This window comes from Bacillus salacetis (genome assembly GCF_049177075.1).
GTDB classification, from domain to species: domain Bacteria; phylum Bacillota; class Bacilli; order Bacillales; family Bacillaceae_B; genus Rossellomorea; species Rossellomorea salacetis_A.
Map to the genome: position 1 here is coordinate 2,342,474 of NZ_CP185377.1, position 19,512 is coordinate 2,361,985.

Here is a 19,512-nt window from a genome sequence, read left to right on the forward strand (position 1 = left end):
CAAATATTACAATTCACACACAATTTTACCATAAATTCCTTAATTGATTTGAAAACCTGTAAAAATAAGCGGAGTTTTCCGGTTGGACTGCAGAATAGGAGAAATTTCTCCGCTTATTTGTCTGGTAATTGACAACGACTTCCTTCCATTCTCTTTTTCCTTCAATACAAAAACGCTATTAAAAGGTTAATAGCGTTTTTGTTTAGCCGTTTTGGTTTTTAAGAAAGTATTTAATTCAAGTCCCCTACGATATCTTCTAGTGTTGTTCCATCGTATTCAGTTTTACCTGCAGGAGGATTCAACACATCTGGATTCTGTACGAGATAATTGTCAATGATATATTGGAGGTCGGTGGTGTCTACCGTTCCATCAAAATTGATATCCGCTTCACGGTTACTTGTTCCAAAATGATCCTGGACCTCAATCGCATCCATCACATCAATGACGTCATCCTGGTTAATATCCCCTGCCTGCATTTCCGCATAGAAAATGTAGGTCATTCGTCCAGCCTGCTCTCCATTAAATCCGTCTCCCAAATGACTTACTTTCGCATGTCGGGTGAAGTGACCAGGAACAGTAATCTTTATATCATAAGCCTCATCTGAATTCGCAAGTTCTTTAAATGTATACCTAGCCCCTCTGTTGATACTTCCATTTTGAACCTTTCCCGATTGATCGGTCAAGGTAACTTGTGCTCCTACCGAGGACATATCCAATCCCGGTCGGAACCAAACTCCGTTAGTAAATCCATCAGGCAAAAAGCCCCCTTCAAGCTGAGAATGCGTTGGGATGATGTTGATACCTTTGCCAAACGAATGAACCGTAAGGGTTTCACCTGATGAACTCTGAACTTCAGATTTTGTTAATTCGATTGGATATACCCATTTTTTATAAGAAGAAGGTGTTTCATTCACCTTCAGCTTGATATCCACTAATTTAATATCATTCGGAATCTCTTTGTTTACATTCCCATCAACTTTTAAAGTTAGTGGAATAGTCGTCCTGCTTCCTGAGACTACTGGTTCTTTTGTTACTGCCTCAATCTCTACTCCCTCTGAGACCGCAAATGCTTTTAGCTCTTCGGTGATGACAGCTTTTACCCCTTCGAAAACAGTATTGTCATACCGGATATCAAAAGTTCCACCATGGACTGCTGAATGATGAGTTGAAAGTTGTAACGTCACTGATTCACCATACTTCACATCGCTCTTCTGTGAAGTCAATTTAGCATATGGAGTCCCTTCTTTGATAAGATCAAAGGTTAAGTCAGGATGATCCTGCATACCGTTGATGGCCTGATCATAATAATGCAAGGTGAATTTCCCTTTTTCCTTTCCATCCGGAAGCTGTAATTTTGTTTGGAAGTCACCTTCTGGATCTACCTCTACAGGTGTACTGCTATAAGGGGAATAAGATAAAACATTTACTGTATTCGTAGACTGATCAAAGTTTTCCCCGTATTCCTTCATCTTTTCCACATGGTTATTGTAAATGTTTCCTTTTACAATAAGACCTTCTTCTGACACCTCATACACTCCACCTGTTTGTTCTGTTTTCACTTCAGGAAGAGAATTTTCAATAAATAGATTGTCCGACTTGCTATAGGTCTTGCCGTTTCCATCGGTCCCGACGATTTCTACCTGATAATTCCCCGGAGGTGCTAAGGTCTTAGAATAGGCTACCGGGTTTTCTGGATTCCCTGTGAAAGGATAATAGAGTCCTACAAAACCAAATTCAAGTCCAAAAAGATAATCTTCCGGTAAATAAAATGGAAACGAATCGATTACACCAAGACCTTCACCTGTATCTGCGTCTTTCAGAACGATGTCCACTCTTTCCATCCCACTGTTTAAGGAGAACGTAATCGGTGAATATCCCATATATCCATGGTTGTAATCACGCCGTGTAGTAAAAGAAGTGAAGTGAGCGGTCACTTCTTTGATTCCCTGGTCTAAGAGCCTGAACCCAACAGGCAGCTGATACTTTTCCTCTGGATTCTCTTTATTGGTGTACGTTACCATTCCTTCATAAAAACCTGCTTTCGCCGTGTGAGGGATGTTCAAAATGATATTCTGATCTTTAGTTTTTCCTGGTTTTACATTTGAAGCTTTGGCAAACGACAAGCTGACTCCATTTTCCCGCATGCTTTCGTTGCCTTCGATTTGATTCTCTTCAAAAGAAACGGAGAATTTTTTTTGTTCATTACTGTTATTGTTAAGAGTCAGTGAGAGACGTTCTGAAATATCTTTTCCGGTTTTACTAATTCCACCAAAACTCAAATCGCCGCTATATTCTATAATCTGATCAACGGAGTGACTGTCATGAAGGTGGACTTCTCCTTCATGAGTATCCCCTGAATCGGCTGCAGCAGTTAGAACCTCATGCTTCACTTCGATTTCCACGTCTGCCTTCATAGCTTCGAACACATCGATACGGCCGGCACCCCGCTCGAATACGCTTGTTTGACCTTTTACTTCATCGGCCGTATTCATGAGTGCTGTTTTAATATCTTCCGGTTTAAGATCAGGGTTCTCCTGAAGAAGGACAGCTGCTGCCCCCGCCACATGGGGTGCTGCCATGGATGTACCTGAAGCCCGATGGTAAGCTGTATCGTAATTCCCTAAATATTCACTTCCCTGCATATAGCTTGGCACCGATGAATAAACGCCAACTCCCGGTGCAACAATTTCCGGCTTGATATCATGAGTAATCCTTGTCGGACCGCGTGAACTGAAACTTGCCAAATGGTCTCCCTCAGCTGTAACTTCATCAAAATGATTGAAGGAAAATTTGGTTCCTTCTTTTAAAGCTTCCAGGATCGCTTGCCCGCTTTCATAAGTCAGTGAGAATCCCGGAATGAATTGGACTTCTTCTCCAAAATAATATGGAATATGTCCTTCCTCAGGATTATTATTGAAAATAAGCGCTGCCTTCGCACCATGCTGTTTCGCTATATAGATCTTCTCATTCACGCCATTGGTTCCTCTTGAAATCAAGACGATCTTACCCTCAACATCTTTTCCTTCGTAGTCATTTTCCTGCCCGATTCCTACATAGGTAATAGGAAGTTCAGAGCCTAGGAGTTTATCAAGAGGTCCAAAATCTTTCCCGAGCAAACGAATATCTCCAAATTCTGCATTCTCTGAGCTATTTACAAGAGATCCAACAGCTTGAGGAATAGTAACAGAGTAATCAGTCGCTCCGACAGTGATCCCAAGACTGGCCGTGCCCGGACTGCCAACCGTATATTGATCATCTCCTGAGTTTCCTGCCGCCACAACGGCAACGGTGCCTGCCAGCATGGCATTATCCACTGCTATAGCAGTAGGATCCAAAGGACTGATCGAGGAACCGCCAAGTGATAGATTAATAACATCCATCCCATCTTCTACGGCTTTCTCAATTCCTGCGATAATCGTTGACATTGGTGCACTTCCATATGGACCTAACACCTTATATGCATAGAGATTTGCGTCCGGTGCTACTCCTTTCACACCACTTTCATTTACAGCACGTCCGGCAATTGTTCCGGCAACGTGCGTCCCGTGAGAGGTGTAATATGTTGTACCACTCAACGGATTCAACTCCAATTGACCGGATTCTTTCCAATCCTCATACGTCGTCTCCATTGGATCATCGTCATCATTCACGAGGTCATATCCACCTTTATATGCATCTTTCAAATCGGGATGGTTATAATCAATCCCCGTATCCAGAACGCCGACTTTGATACCATTCCCTGTAAATCCTTCTGCGTGAGCATACTGGGCAGAGATCTGAGATAGACTGCTCATTGCTGGTGAAGAATCCGCAGTCTTACCGCTGGAAGAAATGGGATCTACCTTGATTTCCTTATCGTAATACACGGCTTGGACTTCTTCATACTTCAATAGCTCCTTAACTTCACTTGCCGGAAGTCTGATAGCGAAACCATTAAATGCTTGCTGATATTCTTTACTGATTTGTATAGAAGCTTTCCCTTTGGCTTTCGATTGCTGCTTCTTCAGCTTCTCTTTAAATCGATGTTGAACTTTATTGAGATTCTCTTTTGCTGTTTGAAGAGCAACCTTTTCCCCCTTAAGCTCCTTCTTCTTCACTTCCACTTCTGCAGGATCATGTGTGAGTTGAACTATTACACCAATCTCTTCATTAGAATGCACATTGATTTCAGGGGAAACAAATTTCTCTCCTGCTTGATTCTGGCCTGCATGAATCCGCTCCCGGTCCTCCTGTGTAGCGTTTTGCAGAAATAATTCCAGCTTGTCCATGGACGATGGATTCCCTTGCGCCATTGAAGGCGAGACATCTGTAAGAAGCATGCTTGTCGCAAGTAAACCTGTGGTGATAACATTAAATGGTTTCATTTAATCCTTCCTTCCTTAATAAGTAATAAACGTTTTCCTATCAAGTCGTACTACTATTTGACCTTTCATTCACTTAGTGACTAACGAATGGTGTTTTTGCATTCAACCCCAAGTTACTGAATAAAGATTTCTAGATTCATAGGCGTATGTATAAGTATTGGACAGGATGAAAGATCTATTAAAGCAGTTGTGGAGAGTTGCAGAATACCAGTGCAGCCAGCCGCACATAAATAAATAGAAGGGTTCGAGGTAGTCGTACGAAATCGTGGTGTCAGTTAAATTTTATTATGCTGCAAACAAGGAAACAATCGGGGTTTCGATAGCAACTTCTTACCTATTAAGTGAAGATTGAGAAGCTCTTGCGCTGCCTTTTTGAGTATGTAAAACCGCCTGCTGATACATTTGTCATTTTTCTTTTGGGGTTTAAGCAGGCTTGAGGAACATGGGTGGATCGGGTGCCAGGAACGGATTCACTTGAAGGACGTAATTTTCTCTTTTTCACCTTTTGATGTACCCCGCTTCCTGTTCGAGGGATATCATTCTTCAACGGAACAAAAGCAATAGAGCCTTAATCAGACCCCGTCGCAGGTCGCTCTTTGACCTTCTAGATGGATCGGCATATGATCCGGGGGCTGGGTGCTGCTGTATGCAGAAATTAATTTTGTTATCCAAACACTGAGACTTTTATAATTTCGTCAGCAATCAAAAAGATGCCGCCTTGTACATCCAAGGGGCATCCATTTGAAACTTATTTCAATCCGTAAGCCTTAATGATCTCTTGAGAGATTTTGTTTCCTTCACTGTCCCATGCATTTGTTTTAAGAGAAACAGAGGCAGCACCTTTAGGATTGTTGATGATGGCAGTAAAAGTATCGCCGTTTTCATCGAGTACTACTTTCTCCCACTTCTGACCTTCGTCAAAAGAAATCTCCAATGTCAAACCTTCCAGCTTTCCATATCCCATTGCATCTTTAACTTTTTCCACGGAAACTTCAAGTTTTGTTGATCGGCCGGCTGGAGCATTTCCACTTCTATCTGTGTCTACATCATAATGAAGTGACAGGAACGGCAGGTTATAGCAGCAATTATCAGATGCATCTGTCCAGAAAGTCCATTCCGTCTTAGTTCTGATCGAAGTTTTCCATTTCTCCTCATCACGTTTCGCTTCTGTCACGTAACGAAATTGAGTTCGTTCTTCCGGTACTACACCGAATCCGTTCATAGCCTGTCCTTTTCCTTCTATAACAAGAGTATCGTCTTTGTATAATTTATGAGTCTGATTTTCTCTAGAAAAACTATAACCTGCTCCACCGGTGTTACCTTTTCCTCCGTCAGCCCATGCAGGAGTATTGATCATAAGATGACTCCCTGCACGTCTTGGCAGCCAGTATCCGACTCCCAGGCTTGGTCTTACAACGGGAGAGAACCAGTTTTCTGAGATTTTTTCTCCGCCCGAATAGTCCTTTAACGGTTGGCGGATTTCCCAACCCGTTTCCAATTCAGCAGCTTGCTGATACCATTTTGTACCTTCAGTTGTTGTCACATATTCGGTTCTAGCATGTGGTAGAGATAATCTTTGTGGAAAGCCTATGCCCACAGCTGTATAAGGGCGAAAATCCCAGCGGAACTCAGCTCCGTCTGCTTCATTCGGTAAGTTATAATTTGCCTTGATAACTGCCAAATCACTTTGCTTTGGTGTATACCCCAGGTCTTCTGGGATAGAACCGGCATGAACATCCAATAAATCATAGACGTAATCGGAATCCGGTTTTCCTTCAACCTTCAATTTGAGATTTCCTGAACGAGCTGCTTTGACCAGCTTCACTCCTTCTTGTTTGCTGATACCTGCGACAGCAATCGGGTTGCTTTGATAGTCAGGAGTTCCCGCATATTCACTAAATTCCTTTTCTTCATTGTTTGCAATAATCAAAAGCTTTGCACCAGCTTCAGCGGCTGCAGCAGCCTGCTCAGAAACCGTTATTTCAGGATTCCGATCTACTACAACTGCTCTTCCTTCCACCTTTTGACTTTGATAATCAGAAGATGTTCCTTTGCCGGCATAAACGGTCTCAAGATTATGCTTTCCATCCAGCAATGTGCTTCCTGCAAAAGGAATATCATCCAATTCTTTACCTTTAAAGTTAATTGACAAAAGTGGTTCAGTCAGGCGCCAGCGGGTTAACTGCTCGAATTCACCATTTTCTACTTCTTTAGTAGGTGCAGCATACAGTTTATCAACCCAAACTGGGGTCCAATAATAAGAGCCTGCTGTCATATTACCCTTTTTTTGAAAATATTGAAGCCTTTGATAGGTTGGTTCTGCCTTCTTAGACACCCTAACGGAAATTTCATTTGCCTTCCTTGCATCCAGTTCTACCGTCTTCGGGCTGTCCAAAATAATTTCAGGATCTCCGACAAGCGCAACACCTTTGTGATCAGTGTTTACATCCACCTTCATCATTGACATTGCAGAATAATTGCCTGGCGGCAGTCTAAACTCCGCTGTCCCGTTTACAGCAACAACTTGAGGTGGCATTTCTTCACTGAACAATATCACATAGGCCAAAGCTTCAGAGCCATCACGGTCAGTCGCTTTCATTGTTAGTGGATAACGTTCCTCTTCTTTCAACATTCCCATCGTCGTATGCACAACTGGTTCGCCGTTTACATTTGCTGTGAGGAAACCTTGATATCTGGAACCAGGAATACCTTTTGTGGAATCCAGATGAACATTGACATCCACACTTCCACCCGCCGGAACGGTAATGCTAGTATCAGAAAGAGTCAGCAAACCATCAGGTGCTTCCTCGCCTTCTGCATTGGTAAACGTTGTTTCAAGGTCCAAAGTGACATCTTGGTCACCGTCATTGGTGTAAGTGACTACCTTATCGACTGGTTCAGCCTGATCATGGGGCCACATGAAATGCCCGAATGAAACGGCTCCTGTCGCGCTTATTTCTGTTTCCAGTGCTGCAGGGATATCAACCCGTCCAGTTCCTACATGATACGGCTGATAGTCATCCAGCTTAACCGTGGTATTCATCAACACCTGTTTTAACTTTTCCCCGTCCCACTCCGGATACTTTTCAGCCAGGATGGCTGCAGCTCCTGCAACATGTGGAGTCGCCATTGACGTTCCGTTTTTGCTTACGTAGGAACCGCTTCCTGAAGCATATTGGGAACGGGCCGCCATGATACCAACTCCCGGAGCTGATAAATCTGGTTTAAGCGCCTTTGTACCATGCAAAGGTCCTTTGGATGAAAAGTAGGCGAGTCTATCTGAATCATCTACAGCTCCTACCGTTAATGCCGACTCAGCCGCACCCGGGGAACCGATCGTCCCTTCACCGCCTCTATTGCCCGCCGCGATGACAAACAGGGTACCATCTTCTTCCGAAAGCCTGTCCACAGCCTGAGCCATTGGATCTGTCCCATCACTCGGAACATCACTTCCTATACTCATATTGACAATTTTGGCATGATCAGAAGCCCACTCCATTCCATCTATAATCCAGGAGTCCTGCCCATAACCGGCATCACTTAATACTTTACCTACTAACAGGCGTGCACCGGGAGCGACCCCTTTATACTTACTGTCTGCTGCCCCTGTACCCAGCACGGTGGACGCGACATGCGTTCCATGACCATGGACATCAGTCACCCCTTCACCTGGTACAAAGCTGACGGATTCATCCAGCTGCGGCGCAATATCAGGGTGTTCAGGGTCGATTCCGGTATCCAGTACCGCTACCTTGACTCCTTTTCCGGTAAATCCTTGTTCCCAAGCCTGATCAGCACCAATTTGAGAGACGCTTTGGTCCAGAGATGCCTCGACCCGGCCGTCCAGCCAAATCTTTTCGACCCCTTTGGCAAAAATAGGAGCTGCAGAAGCATCCTTTTGTTGTTTCTCAGCCGTTACCTCTTCCCAAAATGTTTGGGCATCATCTTTCTCTGCTGTAAGGGCTGCTCCATTAATGCTTTCGAGGTCCCGGACTTTCTTCGCTCCCTTAATCACAGGGCTGCGGGAGAAGGTTCTTCCTTTGGACTCCTTGTACTCTACGATGACTGGCAAAGATGACAGATTTTTATCATCGTACCCGTACTCAATCAATTTGGTTATATTGAACAAATCTTCATCCAGCGTATCAGCAGCCAGATATGGCATTGCAGAGTCCGGGAATACAAAGGTATCTTCTCCTGCAGTCATGACCCTGAGCCCTTTTCCATCAGATTTCGTTTGGTCGGGACTGATTATATATTTTCCGTTATCCAATACGGAAACCTTAACCACATCACCGGTAATAAGGGTAATGACATGCTCCCCCGTAATACTGTTTGCTAAAGCTGCTGATTGGTTGTCCAGGTCTTGATTCGGTATTGATGATCCCATTGCATCTGTCGGTACCAGTGGCGCTGTAAGCATTGTTACAGCAAGAGCTCCAGTCAACAGAGATTTTGCTTTAATGTTTTTCATTCTCATACTCCTATTCTATTTATCAGTATTTATGTGAGTCATGATGTGAGATACTCATACATTCCCAGGTAAACGATCCCCCTTTAATAGATTCAAAGTTGAACCTCCTCATAGGAGGGAAAACAAAGAAGTTAGGTCTAACCGAATTTTAATATACGTCAGAATTATCTGACAAAGGTGGTTTTAACAGAGGGCCAATATACTATAAAAACAAGCTAAAATAACCAAATGAGGTCTCTCTTCCAAAATCCACCGGGACAAATAGACTAATTTCTAACGAAAACTTGGTTTAAATTGTCCTTAGTAAATCGGCTGCATTAAATAAAAAAGAGCATCTACCAAAGATAGAAGCTCTTTTGAAAAAATATATATTTGAATTACTGGTTTTCCTCGTTAGATTTTCCTGTTGCCAAAAATCTCCCCTGCTAAATTTAAAAGTACATCCAGCTCCTGGCTGATTTTGATCGTCTCTGGACTATCAAGTCCGTTATGCAGGTATGATTGATAAAGCTTATCTTTTAATTCGTTGATCAATTCTTCTAGTTTTTCCCGCTGCAAGCTAATGACTTTGCTTTCCATGTATTTCCCCCTCGTTTTATTAATCTTGTCAATTTAGAAGGTTTATAATATAGCAGACGCCTTTAAAGGCTGTTATAAAGGTTGAAAATGTGTATGATAATACATACATTCGCTTGTTTTATTGAAAAATAATGAACAAAAATTATTTCATAGGGAGTAATATATATTGAACCTTGATCAATTGAGATATATTTTAGAAGTGTCAAAAGAAAGATCTTTAACCAAGGCTGCTAATAATCTGCATGTTTCCACGCCCGCTGTCAGTAAGGCCATCACTCTGCTCGAGAAGGAGCTCGGAATCACCATTTTCAATCGTACCCGCCAAGGGGTCACTCCAACCATGGACGGTAAAAAATTAATAAAATCAGGACTAGAAATTCTTCAAAAAACCGAAAAACTCTATGAAGAATTCAGACCCGACAAGAAAGTGAAGTCTCTTAAGATAGGCTGCGGCCCAGCGCTGACATATGTGATGTATGATGCCTTTTTACTTTTCAGCAGTGAAAATCCGGATATTGATGTAGAAATCGTGGAAATGGAAAAAGATGATATTTTGGAAGCATTAAAAAATAATCAAATAGATGTCGGTTTCTCCCAATATTACACCGAAGAGCTGCATCGCCCTGAAATCATGGATTGCATCAAATATGAGTTTTTGTTTAACGCCAATATCTGTGTTTGCGTCAGCAAGCACTCCGATCTATATCATAAAGAATTCTTAACAGTCGATGATATTAAAAATGAAAGGTTTGTCCTTTATAAATCTGAACGAATGAAAGAAATGGTCGAACAATATGTAAGCAATATCAAAGCCCTTTTCACTTCCAATAATATCGATGTATTGAGAGCGGCCGTGACAAGAGGTTGTGCAATCCTATTTGTCCATAACCTGACCTTCATTAACCATCCCGACGTTTTAAACGGTAACCTAGCGATAATCCCCATAAAAAAGGCCGGATCGGATGAATATAGTTATTACGATTTCTGGGGTGTTCAGCCCGCGTCACGCCGAGCATCAGAAGAAGTAAGGGAATTTCAAAAGATGGTCTTGAAAGCTGTCAAGAAGTAGCACGACGCGAAAACCATTCCTTCATGTATAAGCATCCATTGATATTGTTCAATGGATGCTTATGATTTAATTCTTAAGATTCATATTCTTTTTCAAGTTCTTTTGTGCTTCTCACCGTGTCAATGGGACGTACCGCATTTTCAATTTCTTCACGCTTTGATTCTAAGAAAGGCGGCAGTGAAAGCTTTTCTCCAAGGGTTTCATAAGGTTCATCTCCCATGAAACCAGGACCGTCCGTTGCCAGTTCGAATAGAATGCCCGGTGCCATTTTAGTATATAGAGACCCAAAGAAATATCGTTCTACGTAACCCGAGTTGGAAAAGTTCAACTCTGCCAGGCGATTCTGCCAGTAATCCAGTTCACTTCGGTCTTTTACACGGAAGGCAGCATGATGGACGGAGCCAAACCCTTGCTGGGCTTGTGCCATGTCATTATTGTGTTCAATTATAATCTGGGCACCATTTCCGCCTTCTCCCATCTCAAACATATGGAAGGCACCCTCTTCTGCAACTTTGCGCATAAAGAACACTTTTTCCAATAATTCTTGAAAGTAATCAATAAACGCAGTGCGGACGAAAACGGGTCCTAATCCTGTAATCGCGTATTCCAGCGGGATCGGTCCTTTTTGCCAAGGTGTACCTGACTTAACCCCTTTATTCAATTCATCTGAAATTAATTGATATTGTTGATCATCAAAATCGACAAAAGCAAGTGTTTTCTTGCCGAACTGAGTTTGGATGCCAGTATGTTGGACTTCCAGTCGGTCGAATCGTTTTACCCAATACTCCAATGCTCGATCGTCAGGTACCCGGAAGGATGTTTTCGAAATTTCATTTGTTCCGCTTATCCCTTTAGGAGCGCCCTGAAAGTCAAAGAAAGTCATGTCTGTCCCGGCACTGCCTTTATCATCAGCGAAGAATAGATGATATGTTTGGATATCATCTTGGTTAACTGTTTTCTTGACTAGTCGCATACCCAGGACATAAGTGAAAAATTCATAATTCTTTTCCGCGCTGCTTGTTATAGCGGTTACATGATGGATTCCTGATAAGTGATTCATATCCAATCTCCTTTACTAAGAAATATTATTTTACAGTAATAAAAGCGTATATTATGAAAAAGACGGCAAGCTCAATGAAAATGATTATTTCATTAACAGGGAGCACTATATTGCCAGACCATAAAGCGGCAATGCTGCCGAAAAAATAGATGAAGTGCCTTATCCCCAACCGGTCATGATGATGTCGATATTTATGGAACACAAGACTTGTTCCAGCAACATAGATGAGCGTTGACCCAAAAGCTAATGAAACGAACAAGGTATGATCAATATTATATAAGAATCCCAGTTGAATGACTGAAGCCATAATGCTCATGGACATATAGATGAATAGATGACCATAAACAATAACTTGTCCTGAGGTTGTGTTTTCTTTGTCAATTTTATTCTCTAAATTATCAAAGTACTGCCACCACATGGCCATCACCACTGTGAACGATAGCAGCAAAATCAGAAAGCTCTGATTTAACGGCCTTCCCTCACTTAAGACTGTCACGATACTTACAATAAATTCCCCAAACAAAATGATCGTCAGCAAGCCAAACCGTTCTAACAAATGAGGGGTATTAATGGGCACTCGCTTTATATATTTGCGACCCAGCAGCGGTATGGTAATATCGACTGCAATCCCCAGATAAAGGACGATATACCGTATCCACGAGTCAAAAAAACAGGACCCTAAGGAAATCAGTGCTCCGATGAGAAAACCATACCCGAGAAACCTGGCTACCATTCTCCTGTCACCGGCTTCCATTCGGATCACTAGAAGATACTGAAATGCTACAACGAAGCGTATACCCAGATAGCCTATGAGAAATGGGAGATAATTTCCATCGAAATCAACCGATAGACTCGCGGTCATTAAAATGACAAAAACCATCTGGATGCTCATCCAAATGCGGTCCACACGCGTGTCTTCCCCATAGCGATTAATAAAGAGTGTCTGACCTGTCCAAGCCCACCATATGGGAATAAAGATGAGAACAAATTTAATCAGATACTCAGCAGGGATGACGCCTTCTTCAATGTGCAGCAAGGTATGGGTTGCTGTCGCAATCGCTGCGACAAAGATCAAGTCATAAAACAATTCAATCCAATTTACTTTTTTGTGAGGCAATTGAACTCCCTCCGTTAATTACTTTTCCACAAAACCATCGATAAAGGCCTGTAGTTGTTCCCATGTCCCCAGGTCTCCAAAAATCAAATCGTGGTAATTTGCCAGCCTCTGCAAACGTCATATCCCATTTTCCTTTTGACTCCTGTTCCTGTTTTTTGGTCTCCAGAAGCTTTCTGTTGAATGGATCTTTTACGGACCTGTGGCAGATGGCTGATGTCTTCCTTTCAAACCGTTTTGATATTCTCGCTCCACCATTTCGCTGCTTGAGTGAATTCTGAATTTCTCAACTCATGTCCATAGTCGGTCATGTGAAGTGAAACACGCGCTCCTAAATGACGCAGATGCTTCTTTAGTTGTACAGCTTCGCCAGGGAGTACGAGTTGATCCTTTGCCCCCGCTGTGATAAAGATGTCTAAGTCATTCAATTCAGCAGTATCAAAGGACTTTAACGGGTGGCTTGGATGTAATAACATGGCACTGCGGAAGAATTCAGGTTTATGCAACAATAAACTAACCGCCATGTTGGCACCATTTGAATAACCAATAAGATGTATCTCTTTCTGCTCAAATTGGTGAGTGATCGCTGCTTCAAATAAGAAATCAAGGAGCGGCTTGGTTTTCTCTTTTAAAGATTCTTCGTCCATGGAGCCATCGGGCTGCCTTTTAAAATAACGGTATTGCCCGTTTTCACCCACATCCCCCCTGATTCCTAAAACAGACAATGCAGGGTCGATCCGACCTGCTACAGGCAATAAATCTGTCTCCCTTCCGCCAGTTCCGTGCAGGAGCACAAAAACTTCGTTGGTTTCTTTACTCTTGTGGAAAAAATGCTTCAATCCTCTCGCTCCTCTCTGAACTTCCTCATTCGGCTTGTTGTTGGCAATGGCTTCAACCTGGCTTCTATCTCCTTGCGCCGAGGTTCCAAGAATGTCGGCAGTGATAACTGTTCCCCCAAATGCTCAGAGGATTCATCCAAGTTGAATCCAGGTCCGTCTGTAGCAAGTTCAAACAATATTCCATTTGGCTCACTGAAGTACAAAGAACGGAAATAAAACCGGTCGATAAATTCTGTCGGCTTTAATCCATCACTTTTCAGGTGGTTGACCCATTGATGCAGTTCTTCGTCAGTTGAAACCCTGAAAGCAACATGATGCACGCTGCCCCTTCCCTGCCTCTCTTCAGGAAGGTCCTTCCGTTGTTCGATATGAATCTCGGAACCGTTCCCTCCTTCTCCTGTTTCAAAAACGTGTACCTCACTGCTGGTATTATCGTTTGTTAGATAGTGGCCCGTTTTTCTAAAACCCATCACCTCGGTAAGGACCTGGGCAGTCGGTTCCAAATACCTTACAGTCAGTTTGACTGGTCCAAGACCAACAATCCCAAACTCTTCGGGAATGCCGCTTTGCGACCATGCTTTTCCTGCCGGGACACCGCTATTGTTTTGATCTGATATCAATGACATTTCATGTCCGTCGGAATCTCTAAAGGAGAGAGTGGCATGGCCATAACGGTGGCTGATCGGACCATGGTCAATTTTTAAATCATCAAACCGCTTTTTCCAGTAAGTTAGCGCCTGGTCTGTCTTTACTCGTAAAGAAATGCTCGAAATACTATTCGTACCGGGATATTTCCTGGCCATATTCGGTATTTCGAAGAATGTCAATTCGGTACCTGGATTCCCATTTTCATCGCCATAGAATAGATGATAGAATTCAGTGTGGTCCTGGTTCACTGTTTTCTTAACTAACCTCATACCAAGGACCCTAGTGTAAAAATCCAGGTTCCTTTTGGCATTTGCCGTTAATGAAGAGACATGGTGTATTCCTTTTAGAATCATGAAAAGTCCCCCTCCTTAGATGTGACAAAAATAAATCACCGTAAGGTTTTAAGTGCTCCGCTCCAAGAAAGAACTTGGTTAAGCATGGCACTTACATTTTTGTGATGTAATTCTACCGGCTTAAACGTCGTGAAATTTTCAAAATCAGTAAATAAGGACAAAGTAGGATGAACCCGGACATCCGCAATCATTAATTCACCCAGGATTCCACGCAGGTGTTCAGCCGCACGTGCCCCTCCCGTTGAACCATAACTGACGATTCCTGCTGCTTTGTTATTCCATGGTTCCCGAGCTAAATCCAGTGCATTTTTCAGGGCCCCTGTTATGCTGTGATTGTACTCCTGAACAATAAATATGAATCCATCCAAGCTTTCAATCTTTGTGTTCCAGGCGGCAATCCCTGATTCTTGCCCATCTGTTGTCCCCAGGAACGGCAGGTTATAATCAGCTATATCAACGATTTCATAATTGGCATCTTCCCGCTTATCGGCAATTTCCTTTACCCATTTCCCTACTTGCGGGCTCACCCGTCCTTTACGGGTACTTCCTAAGATAATGCCGATCGATAGATTCTGTTTTTCCACTATAATTCCTCCCTGTTTCACTCCTTGAAGAACCGGAGCTGTTTAATTCCAAGTAGATTGCCATATAAGTATAAGCGGTCCTTTGGTTAATGTAAATTTAACTATTTTTAATTTTAATTAACTAAAAGTTAACGCAAAAACCATGAAATTTATTTTACTCTATTAGACCTAAAGGTTTTTCGGGCACGCTCTAGAAGAGTATACATAGGAAGGAAGGTGTCTCTATGTCTGAATTCGTAAACAGGCACGTAAAGAATCACATTTGTACACATATCCTTTATAGTCATGGGAACAACGATTCTTATTTTAAGAATGCGGTTGATTATCTGGTTGACGGAGTCGAGTCGGGAGAATCTGTCATCTTAATTGAGAGTGAAAGAAATTTATTAATCCTTGAAGCTCTTTTAGCTGAAAAATTGACGAAAGAGCAAATGAAAAAAGTGAATATGGTCAACAATTATGAATTCTATCAATCAAGCGGCAGCTACCATCCCCCTGTGATTTTTGAACAAGTGAATAAAACGTTGAACCCATACTTAGAAAATGACATTTCTTTTCGCACGTGGACAAATGTTGAATGGGGAACACTTGAAGACCCTTCCCATATCGTCGATTACTTTGAAAAGGGTGTTGACCAAGTGGTATATGAGCACGAATTAACACTCGTCTGTGCTTATGAGGCAGAAAAAATGCCCCCCGGCATGCAGTCCGTTTTAGAAGAAACCCACCTTCATATCATGACGGACGACGATTTAATTAAGTCTGTTCTGTATAAGACTGCTGCGCCTAAAATAGGGGCAGGCAAGTGATTTACTATCTTTGAATATGTGAAAAAGCCGGAGATGCCTCCGGCTTTAATTAATTTTAAGAGATTGCACTCCTAGCGGTTCTCCACCTTTAATTCCCATAATATTAGCAGAACCCCCAGACCATACACAGCCGAAATTGCAATGGGAACGATGGTGAAAGCCTGGTCGACGAACCAAGCTCCGAATACCATGGAAAGCAGGCACACTCCGAATGTTACTACCAGATAAGCTTTGCTGCGGTAGATCCACATGTAAGGAAGAAAATGCGAACCCCCTAGCAATCCAATCGTGAACGGCAGATATTCCGGGATATTCATATACACGATGATGAAGACCGGGATGAAAAATGCCTGCGGGAAGGCAATGATTCCCCCTAATGTTCCCAAAGGGTTCTTGGAAGACAAAATATTAATACCAAGCAGCTTGCAGAACAGCAACCCTAACGGGAAGATCGTGCTTAGCCCGAAGATCCATACCAGGTGCACCGTTTCCATCGGTAAAAATAATGGCAGGAACGTAAATGCCAGGAACACAATCGAACCCGCTAAAAGAATCGGATATCCTTTCTTGGCCTCTGAACTAATTTCAGAATGCAATTGTACAAGAGTCTGAGACATACTGACACCCCTATTTTTCTATAATTTTCCATCCTAAAACTAATATACAATGACTCTTCCATTTATTCCATCTTTTTTAGGTAAATAGAAGGAGCTGGAATGCCGAATGATGAAACATTCATATAAAAAAGCCAGCCATCTCAGCCCGCTTCAAAACTCCGGTGTTAAACAACATCTCATTTCATCTTCCCCCCCTATGTGCAGGGATAAGCATCGCTTTGTGACATCATATCCTCGTTCCGAGCTAAATGATGTCTGCATAGACCTCTTTTTCCTACATCATTTCTTCCTCCCCAGCCATATGATGTCCCCATAGACCCCTTTTCCCTACATCATCTCTTCCTCCCCAGCCAAATGATGTCCCCATAGGCCCCTTTTTCCTACATCATTTCTTCCTCCTTAGCCAAATGATGTCTGCATAGACCCCTTTTTCCTACATCATCTCTTCCTCCCCAGCCATATGATGTCCCCATAGACCCCTTTTCCCTACATCATCTCTTCCTCCCCAGCCAAATGATGTCCCCATAGGCCCCTTTTTCCTACATCATTTCTCCTCCCCAGCCAAATGATGTCTGCATAGACCCCTTTTTCCTACATCATTTCTTCCTCGGCAGCCAAATGATGTCCCCATAGACCCCTTTTTCCTACATCATCTCTTCCCCCCTTACCAAATGATGTCTGCATAGGCCCCTTCTCAACAAAAAAACAGACAAATTCATTTACGAATCCGCCTGTTGTTTATCAATTTATTTTCTTACTGGCCCTGAAATTCCAACTAATTGGTGAATCCTATCTAAAGTCTCACCTCGTCAGTTTGTCTTGCTGCGGCGGCTGCTCGAGCCACGCATGTTCAATCATGATATCCTCTGCTTTTTTCCCTATTTTCAAAGTGTCTTCCAATAGGTCCATGTAATGTGACTTCAAGTCGTTCCTCATACTGGCAGCCATGGAGGTCGCATAATCCGACAGGGCCGTGGCGATGAGGACGGACATTTCATAAGCCATCAGTTTATCTGAAAAAGGAGGCTTTGGCGAGCTGTACACATGAGTGTCGGATCCCATCGGTGCTGGCAGTTTGCTTCCTGTCAAGTACTCGGTCAGGGTATTGACCACTTTCGTGCACAATTGTCCCGCATCCCCCATGAAGTCGCGGATTTGTTTTAAATCAGCCGTTTGTCCAAATGCCTGTGTCAAAGCATTGCCTACTACATTCGATTCTATGTTTGCAAAAATATGAGAAATTTCAATGGCATTCAGATATCGTTGATCCTTGAAAAAGTTCTTGCCATTTACATAATCTTTATTCTCGATAAAGTCCACTTCTTTCGGCGGTTCAATGAACGGCGGCCGTATATAGGTCCCTTTGGCAAGAAGCAGATCACTAACCGAATCAAAGATGTCCGTTCCTCGATTTATGCATTCCTTGAAATGATTCCGGATATCCTTCCGGGTGGACATGGAATACATCAGGCTGCAAGCTGCGAGCATCACTCTTGCCATGTTTTTTATGTACAGTAAAGAAAATGTATCGGTAAAGAGGCGCGGCGCATTGACATCCACATCTTGATCAGTGAATCCAATGGGAATTGGTATATTCTCCGATTCTAAAATCTTCTTGGTCTTCTGTTCTGCATTCTGAATGACTTCCAAAGTCTCACTTAGCAGCTTCAGAACATCCGAGTCTTCCGCTACCGCCACAAAGTGTTTAAGAACGCATGCAGTGTGCGTATTGCTGATATAAGCATCCCACAAGGAAGCCATTTCGGATGACGTCAGTTTTACACTCTCCGGGGAACTCATGAAGTGATCATCCCTCCATTGATCAAGTTTTACCTTTAATGTCCCCCGATAATTATTGAGTATACACATGGTTTGCTAAGGCACTGCCGACAGTCGAAATCTCTTGTACCGCATAAAACGGCTCATCAAGTGACGAGCCGCGTTTCATCTTACGTTTCAGTATTAATGATTTTTTCCGAGACTGACTGAACTAAATCATTATCAAGGTCACCATGCATCTTGACCTGACCCTCTGTCGAGATAAAGTTTCTTTCTTTAAAATGGACATGGTCTTGAAGTTCCCCTGCTTCAAGGACCGGTGTGAGACAGCAATCAACCTGCAGACCAAATGAGGACCAATCTGAGAGTGGTTTTGTTTTGAAAACCTTTACCAGCTCCAGATAAACTGGATTGCTTTCATGTCTTTCAGAGTGGTGAGCAGGAACCCAGTCCACTCTGTCCAGCGCCCGGCAGAAGTTCTGCCAAAACTTAGGTTCGAGGGCTGCCAGGCTCACATAACGCCCATCTTTCGTTTCATAGAGTCCATAGGAAATGACTTTGCCTGCCAAAACTGGTATACCATTAGGGAAGCCAGTTTCCTTTTCCATGAGGACATGGGTTCCCATGAAGGAGGCGACACTGTCAGCGATGGAGATGCAATGACAGCTTCCCTCACCGTTAAGGGACCTGGAAAGCAGGGCAGCAAGAATCCGTTCACTCGCAGCCAATCCTCCGATATAATCGGCAATGGTATGCGTGGGATGAACCGGACGGCCCGTTTCATCCTTGAACTGGGCAAGTGCGCCGCTCAGGCTCATATAGTTCAGGTCATGGCTTCCGAGACTCGCCATCTCCCCCGAGTTCCCGTAGCCGGTGAGCGAACAATAGACAATGTCCGGATTAATTTCCTTTACCGCTTCATAACCCAGACCAAGCTTTTCCATAACCCCCGGCCGGAAGCTTTCAATGACAGCATCGGCTTTTCTAAGCAGGTTGAGAGCTGCCTTTTTTCCTTCACCCTGTTTCAAATCGATGACAATGCTTTGTTTTCCTCGGTTATGGGCACGGAAGACGAGTCCGTTTCCAGTATTCCTTGCCGGGTCTCCTCCCGGGGCTTCCACCTTGATGACTTCCGCTCCCATTTCTGCAAGCCTCAATGTGGCAAATGGTCCCGGTATATAGTTCGTGAAGTCGATGATTGTAATGCCGTTCAGCATAATCGG

The 19,512-nt window shown here is 43.1% G+C and carries 13 protein-coding genes; 2 read left to right on the plus strand and 11 right to left on the minus strand.

Annotation, left to right across the window (positions count from 1 at the left end; all coding sequences use genetic code 11):
- Positions 1-230 precede the first annotated feature (230 nt).
- The 3 genes from ACOJQI_RS12155 to ACOJQI_RS12165 all read right to left on the minus strand — a co-directional run bounded on the left by ACOJQI_RS12155 (position 231) and on the right by ACOJQI_RS12165 (position 9,417).
- Positions 231-4,364 (minus strand): S8 family serine peptidase, encoded by a 4,134-nt coding sequence (locus ACOJQI_RS12155; protein ID WP_421378110.1) that lies wholly within the window; start codon positions 4,362-4,364, stop codon positions 231-233.
- Positions 4,365-5,112: 748 nt separating this feature from the next.
- Positions 5,113-8,838, minus strand: coding sequence for a S8 family serine peptidase (locus ACOJQI_RS12160; RefSeq protein ID WP_421378111.1), 3,726 nt, complete (start codon positions 8,836-8,838; stop codon positions 5,113-5,115).
- 393 nt (positions 8,839-9,231) lie between these two features.
- A complete protein-coding gene (locus tag ACOJQI_RS12165) occupies positions 9,232-9,417 on the minus strand; it encodes a Spo0E family sporulation regulatory protein-aspartic acid phosphatase (protein WP_421378113.1) in 186 nt (61 codons plus the stop codon).
- A gap of 166 nt (positions 9,418-9,583) precedes the next feature.
- Between ACOJQI_RS12165 and ACOJQI_RS12170 the strand changes: the two genes are divergently transcribed.
- A complete protein-coding gene (locus tag ACOJQI_RS12170; RefSeq protein ID WP_421378115.1) occupies positions 9,584-10,486 on the plus strand; it encodes a LysR family transcriptional regulator in 903 nt (300 codons plus the stop codon).
- Positions 10,487-10,559: 73 nt separating this feature from the next.
- Here ACOJQI_RS12170 and ACOJQI_RS12175 read toward each other — a convergent pair whose 3' ends face one another.
- The 5 genes from ACOJQI_RS12175 to ACOJQI_RS12195 all read right to left on the minus strand — a co-directional run bounded on the left by ACOJQI_RS12175 (position 10,560) and on the right by ACOJQI_RS12195 (position 15,084).
- Positions 10,560-11,546, minus strand: a complete 987-nt coding sequence (locus tag ACOJQI_RS12175; protein ID WP_421378117.1) for a ring-cleaving dioxygenase — start codon at positions 11,544-11,546, stop codon at positions 10,560-10,562.
- A gap of 25 nt (positions 11,547-11,571) precedes the next feature.
- Positions 11,572-12,663 carry a low temperature requirement protein A gene (locus ACOJQI_RS12180; RefSeq protein ID WP_421378119.1) on the minus strand — a complete coding sequence of 364 codons (1,092 nt, stop codon included), beginning with the start codon at positions 12,661-12,663 and terminating at the stop codon, positions 11,572-11,574.
- A gap of 224 nt (positions 12,664-12,887) precedes the next feature.
- Complete coding sequence (locus ACOJQI_RS12185) at positions 12,888-13,499, minus strand: alpha/beta hydrolase (RefSeq protein WP_421378121.1); 612 nt, start codon at positions 13,497-13,499, stop codon at positions 12,888-12,890.
- The gene (locus ACOJQI_RS12190) at positions 13,496-14,500 is read right to left on the minus strand and encodes a ring-cleaving dioxygenase (protein WP_421378123.1); all 1,005 of its coding nucleotides are present in this window, start codon (positions 14,498-14,500) and stop codon (positions 13,496-13,498) included. The genes ACOJQI_RS12185 and ACOJQI_RS12190 overlap by 4 nt, the downstream gene beginning before the upstream one ends.
- Before the next feature lie 35 nt (positions 14,501-14,535).
- Positions 14,536-15,084, minus strand: a complete 549-nt coding sequence (locus ACOJQI_RS12195; protein WP_421378125.1) for an NADPH-dependent FMN reductase — start codon at positions 15,082-15,084, stop codon at positions 14,536-14,538.
- A 224-nt stretch (positions 15,085-15,308) separates the two neighbouring features.
- On the opposite strand from ACOJQI_RS12195, the gene ACOJQI_RS12200 reads away from it, so the two are divergent.
- Positions 15,309-15,893: an MEDS domain-containing protein gene (locus tag ACOJQI_RS12200; protein ID WP_421378128.1), complete on the plus strand. Its 585-nt coding sequence runs from the start codon at positions 15,309-15,311 to the stop codon at positions 15,891-15,893.
- Positions 15,894-15,964: 71 nt separating this feature from the next.
- On the opposite strand, the gene ACOJQI_RS12205 is transcribed toward ACOJQI_RS12200, so the two are convergent.
- The 3 genes from ACOJQI_RS12205 to ACOJQI_RS12215 all read right to left on the minus strand — a co-directional run bounded on the left by ACOJQI_RS12205 (position 15,965) and on the right by ACOJQI_RS12215 (position 19,506).
- Entirely contained in the window at positions 15,965-16,510 is a 546-nt protein-coding gene (locus tag ACOJQI_RS12205; RefSeq protein ID WP_421378130.1) for a DUF7010 family protein, read from the minus strand.
- An 801-nt stretch (positions 16,511-17,311) separates the two neighbouring features.
- Complete coding sequence (locus tag ACOJQI_RS12210; RefSeq protein WP_421378132.1) at positions 17,312-18,310, minus strand: DUF3231 family protein; 999 nt, start codon at positions 18,308-18,310, stop codon at positions 17,312-17,314.
- A 149-nt stretch (positions 18,311-18,459) separates the two neighbouring features.
- Entirely contained in the window at positions 18,460-19,506 is a 1,047-nt protein-coding gene (locus ACOJQI_RS12215) for a CaiB/BaiF CoA transferase family protein (protein WP_421378134.1), read from the minus strand.
- Positions 19,507-19,512: the final 6 nt, after the last annotated feature.

Coding starts and splice junctions, on each gene's coding strand:
- ACOJQI_RS12205 (WP_421378130.1), bottom strand. CDS start 16,510: ATGTCTCAGACTCTTGTACAATTGCATTCTGAAATTAGTTCAGAGGCC.
- ACOJQI_RS12200 (WP_421378128.1), top strand. CDS start 15,309: ATGTCTGAATTCGTAAACAGGCACGTAAAGAATCACATTTGTACACAT.
- ACOJQI_RS12155 (WP_421378110.1), bottom strand. CDS start 4,364: ATGAAACCATTTAATGTTATCACCACAGGTTTACTTGCGACAAGCATG.
- ACOJQI_RS12210 (WP_421378132.1), bottom strand. CDS start 18,310: ATGAGTTCCCCGGAGAGTGTAAAACTGACGTCATCCGAAATGGCTTCC.
- ACOJQI_RS12215 (WP_421378134.1), bottom strand. CDS start 19,506: ATGCTGAACGGCATTACAATCATCGACTTCACGAACTATATACCGGGA.
- ACOJQI_RS12160 (WP_421378111.1), bottom strand. CDS start 8,838: ATGAAAAACATTAAAGCAAAATCTCTGTTGACTGGAGCTCTTGCTGTA.
- ACOJQI_RS12165 (WP_421378113.1), bottom strand. CDS start 9,417: ATGGAAAGCAAAGTCATTAGCTTGCAGCGGGAAAAACTAGAAGAATTG.
- ACOJQI_RS12190 (WP_421378123.1), bottom strand. CDS start 14,500: ATGATTCTAAAAGGAATACACCATGTCTCTTCATTAACGGCAAATGCC.
- ACOJQI_RS12175 (WP_421378117.1), bottom strand. CDS start 11,546: ATGAATCACTTATCAGGAATCCATCATGTAACCGCTATAACAAGCAGC.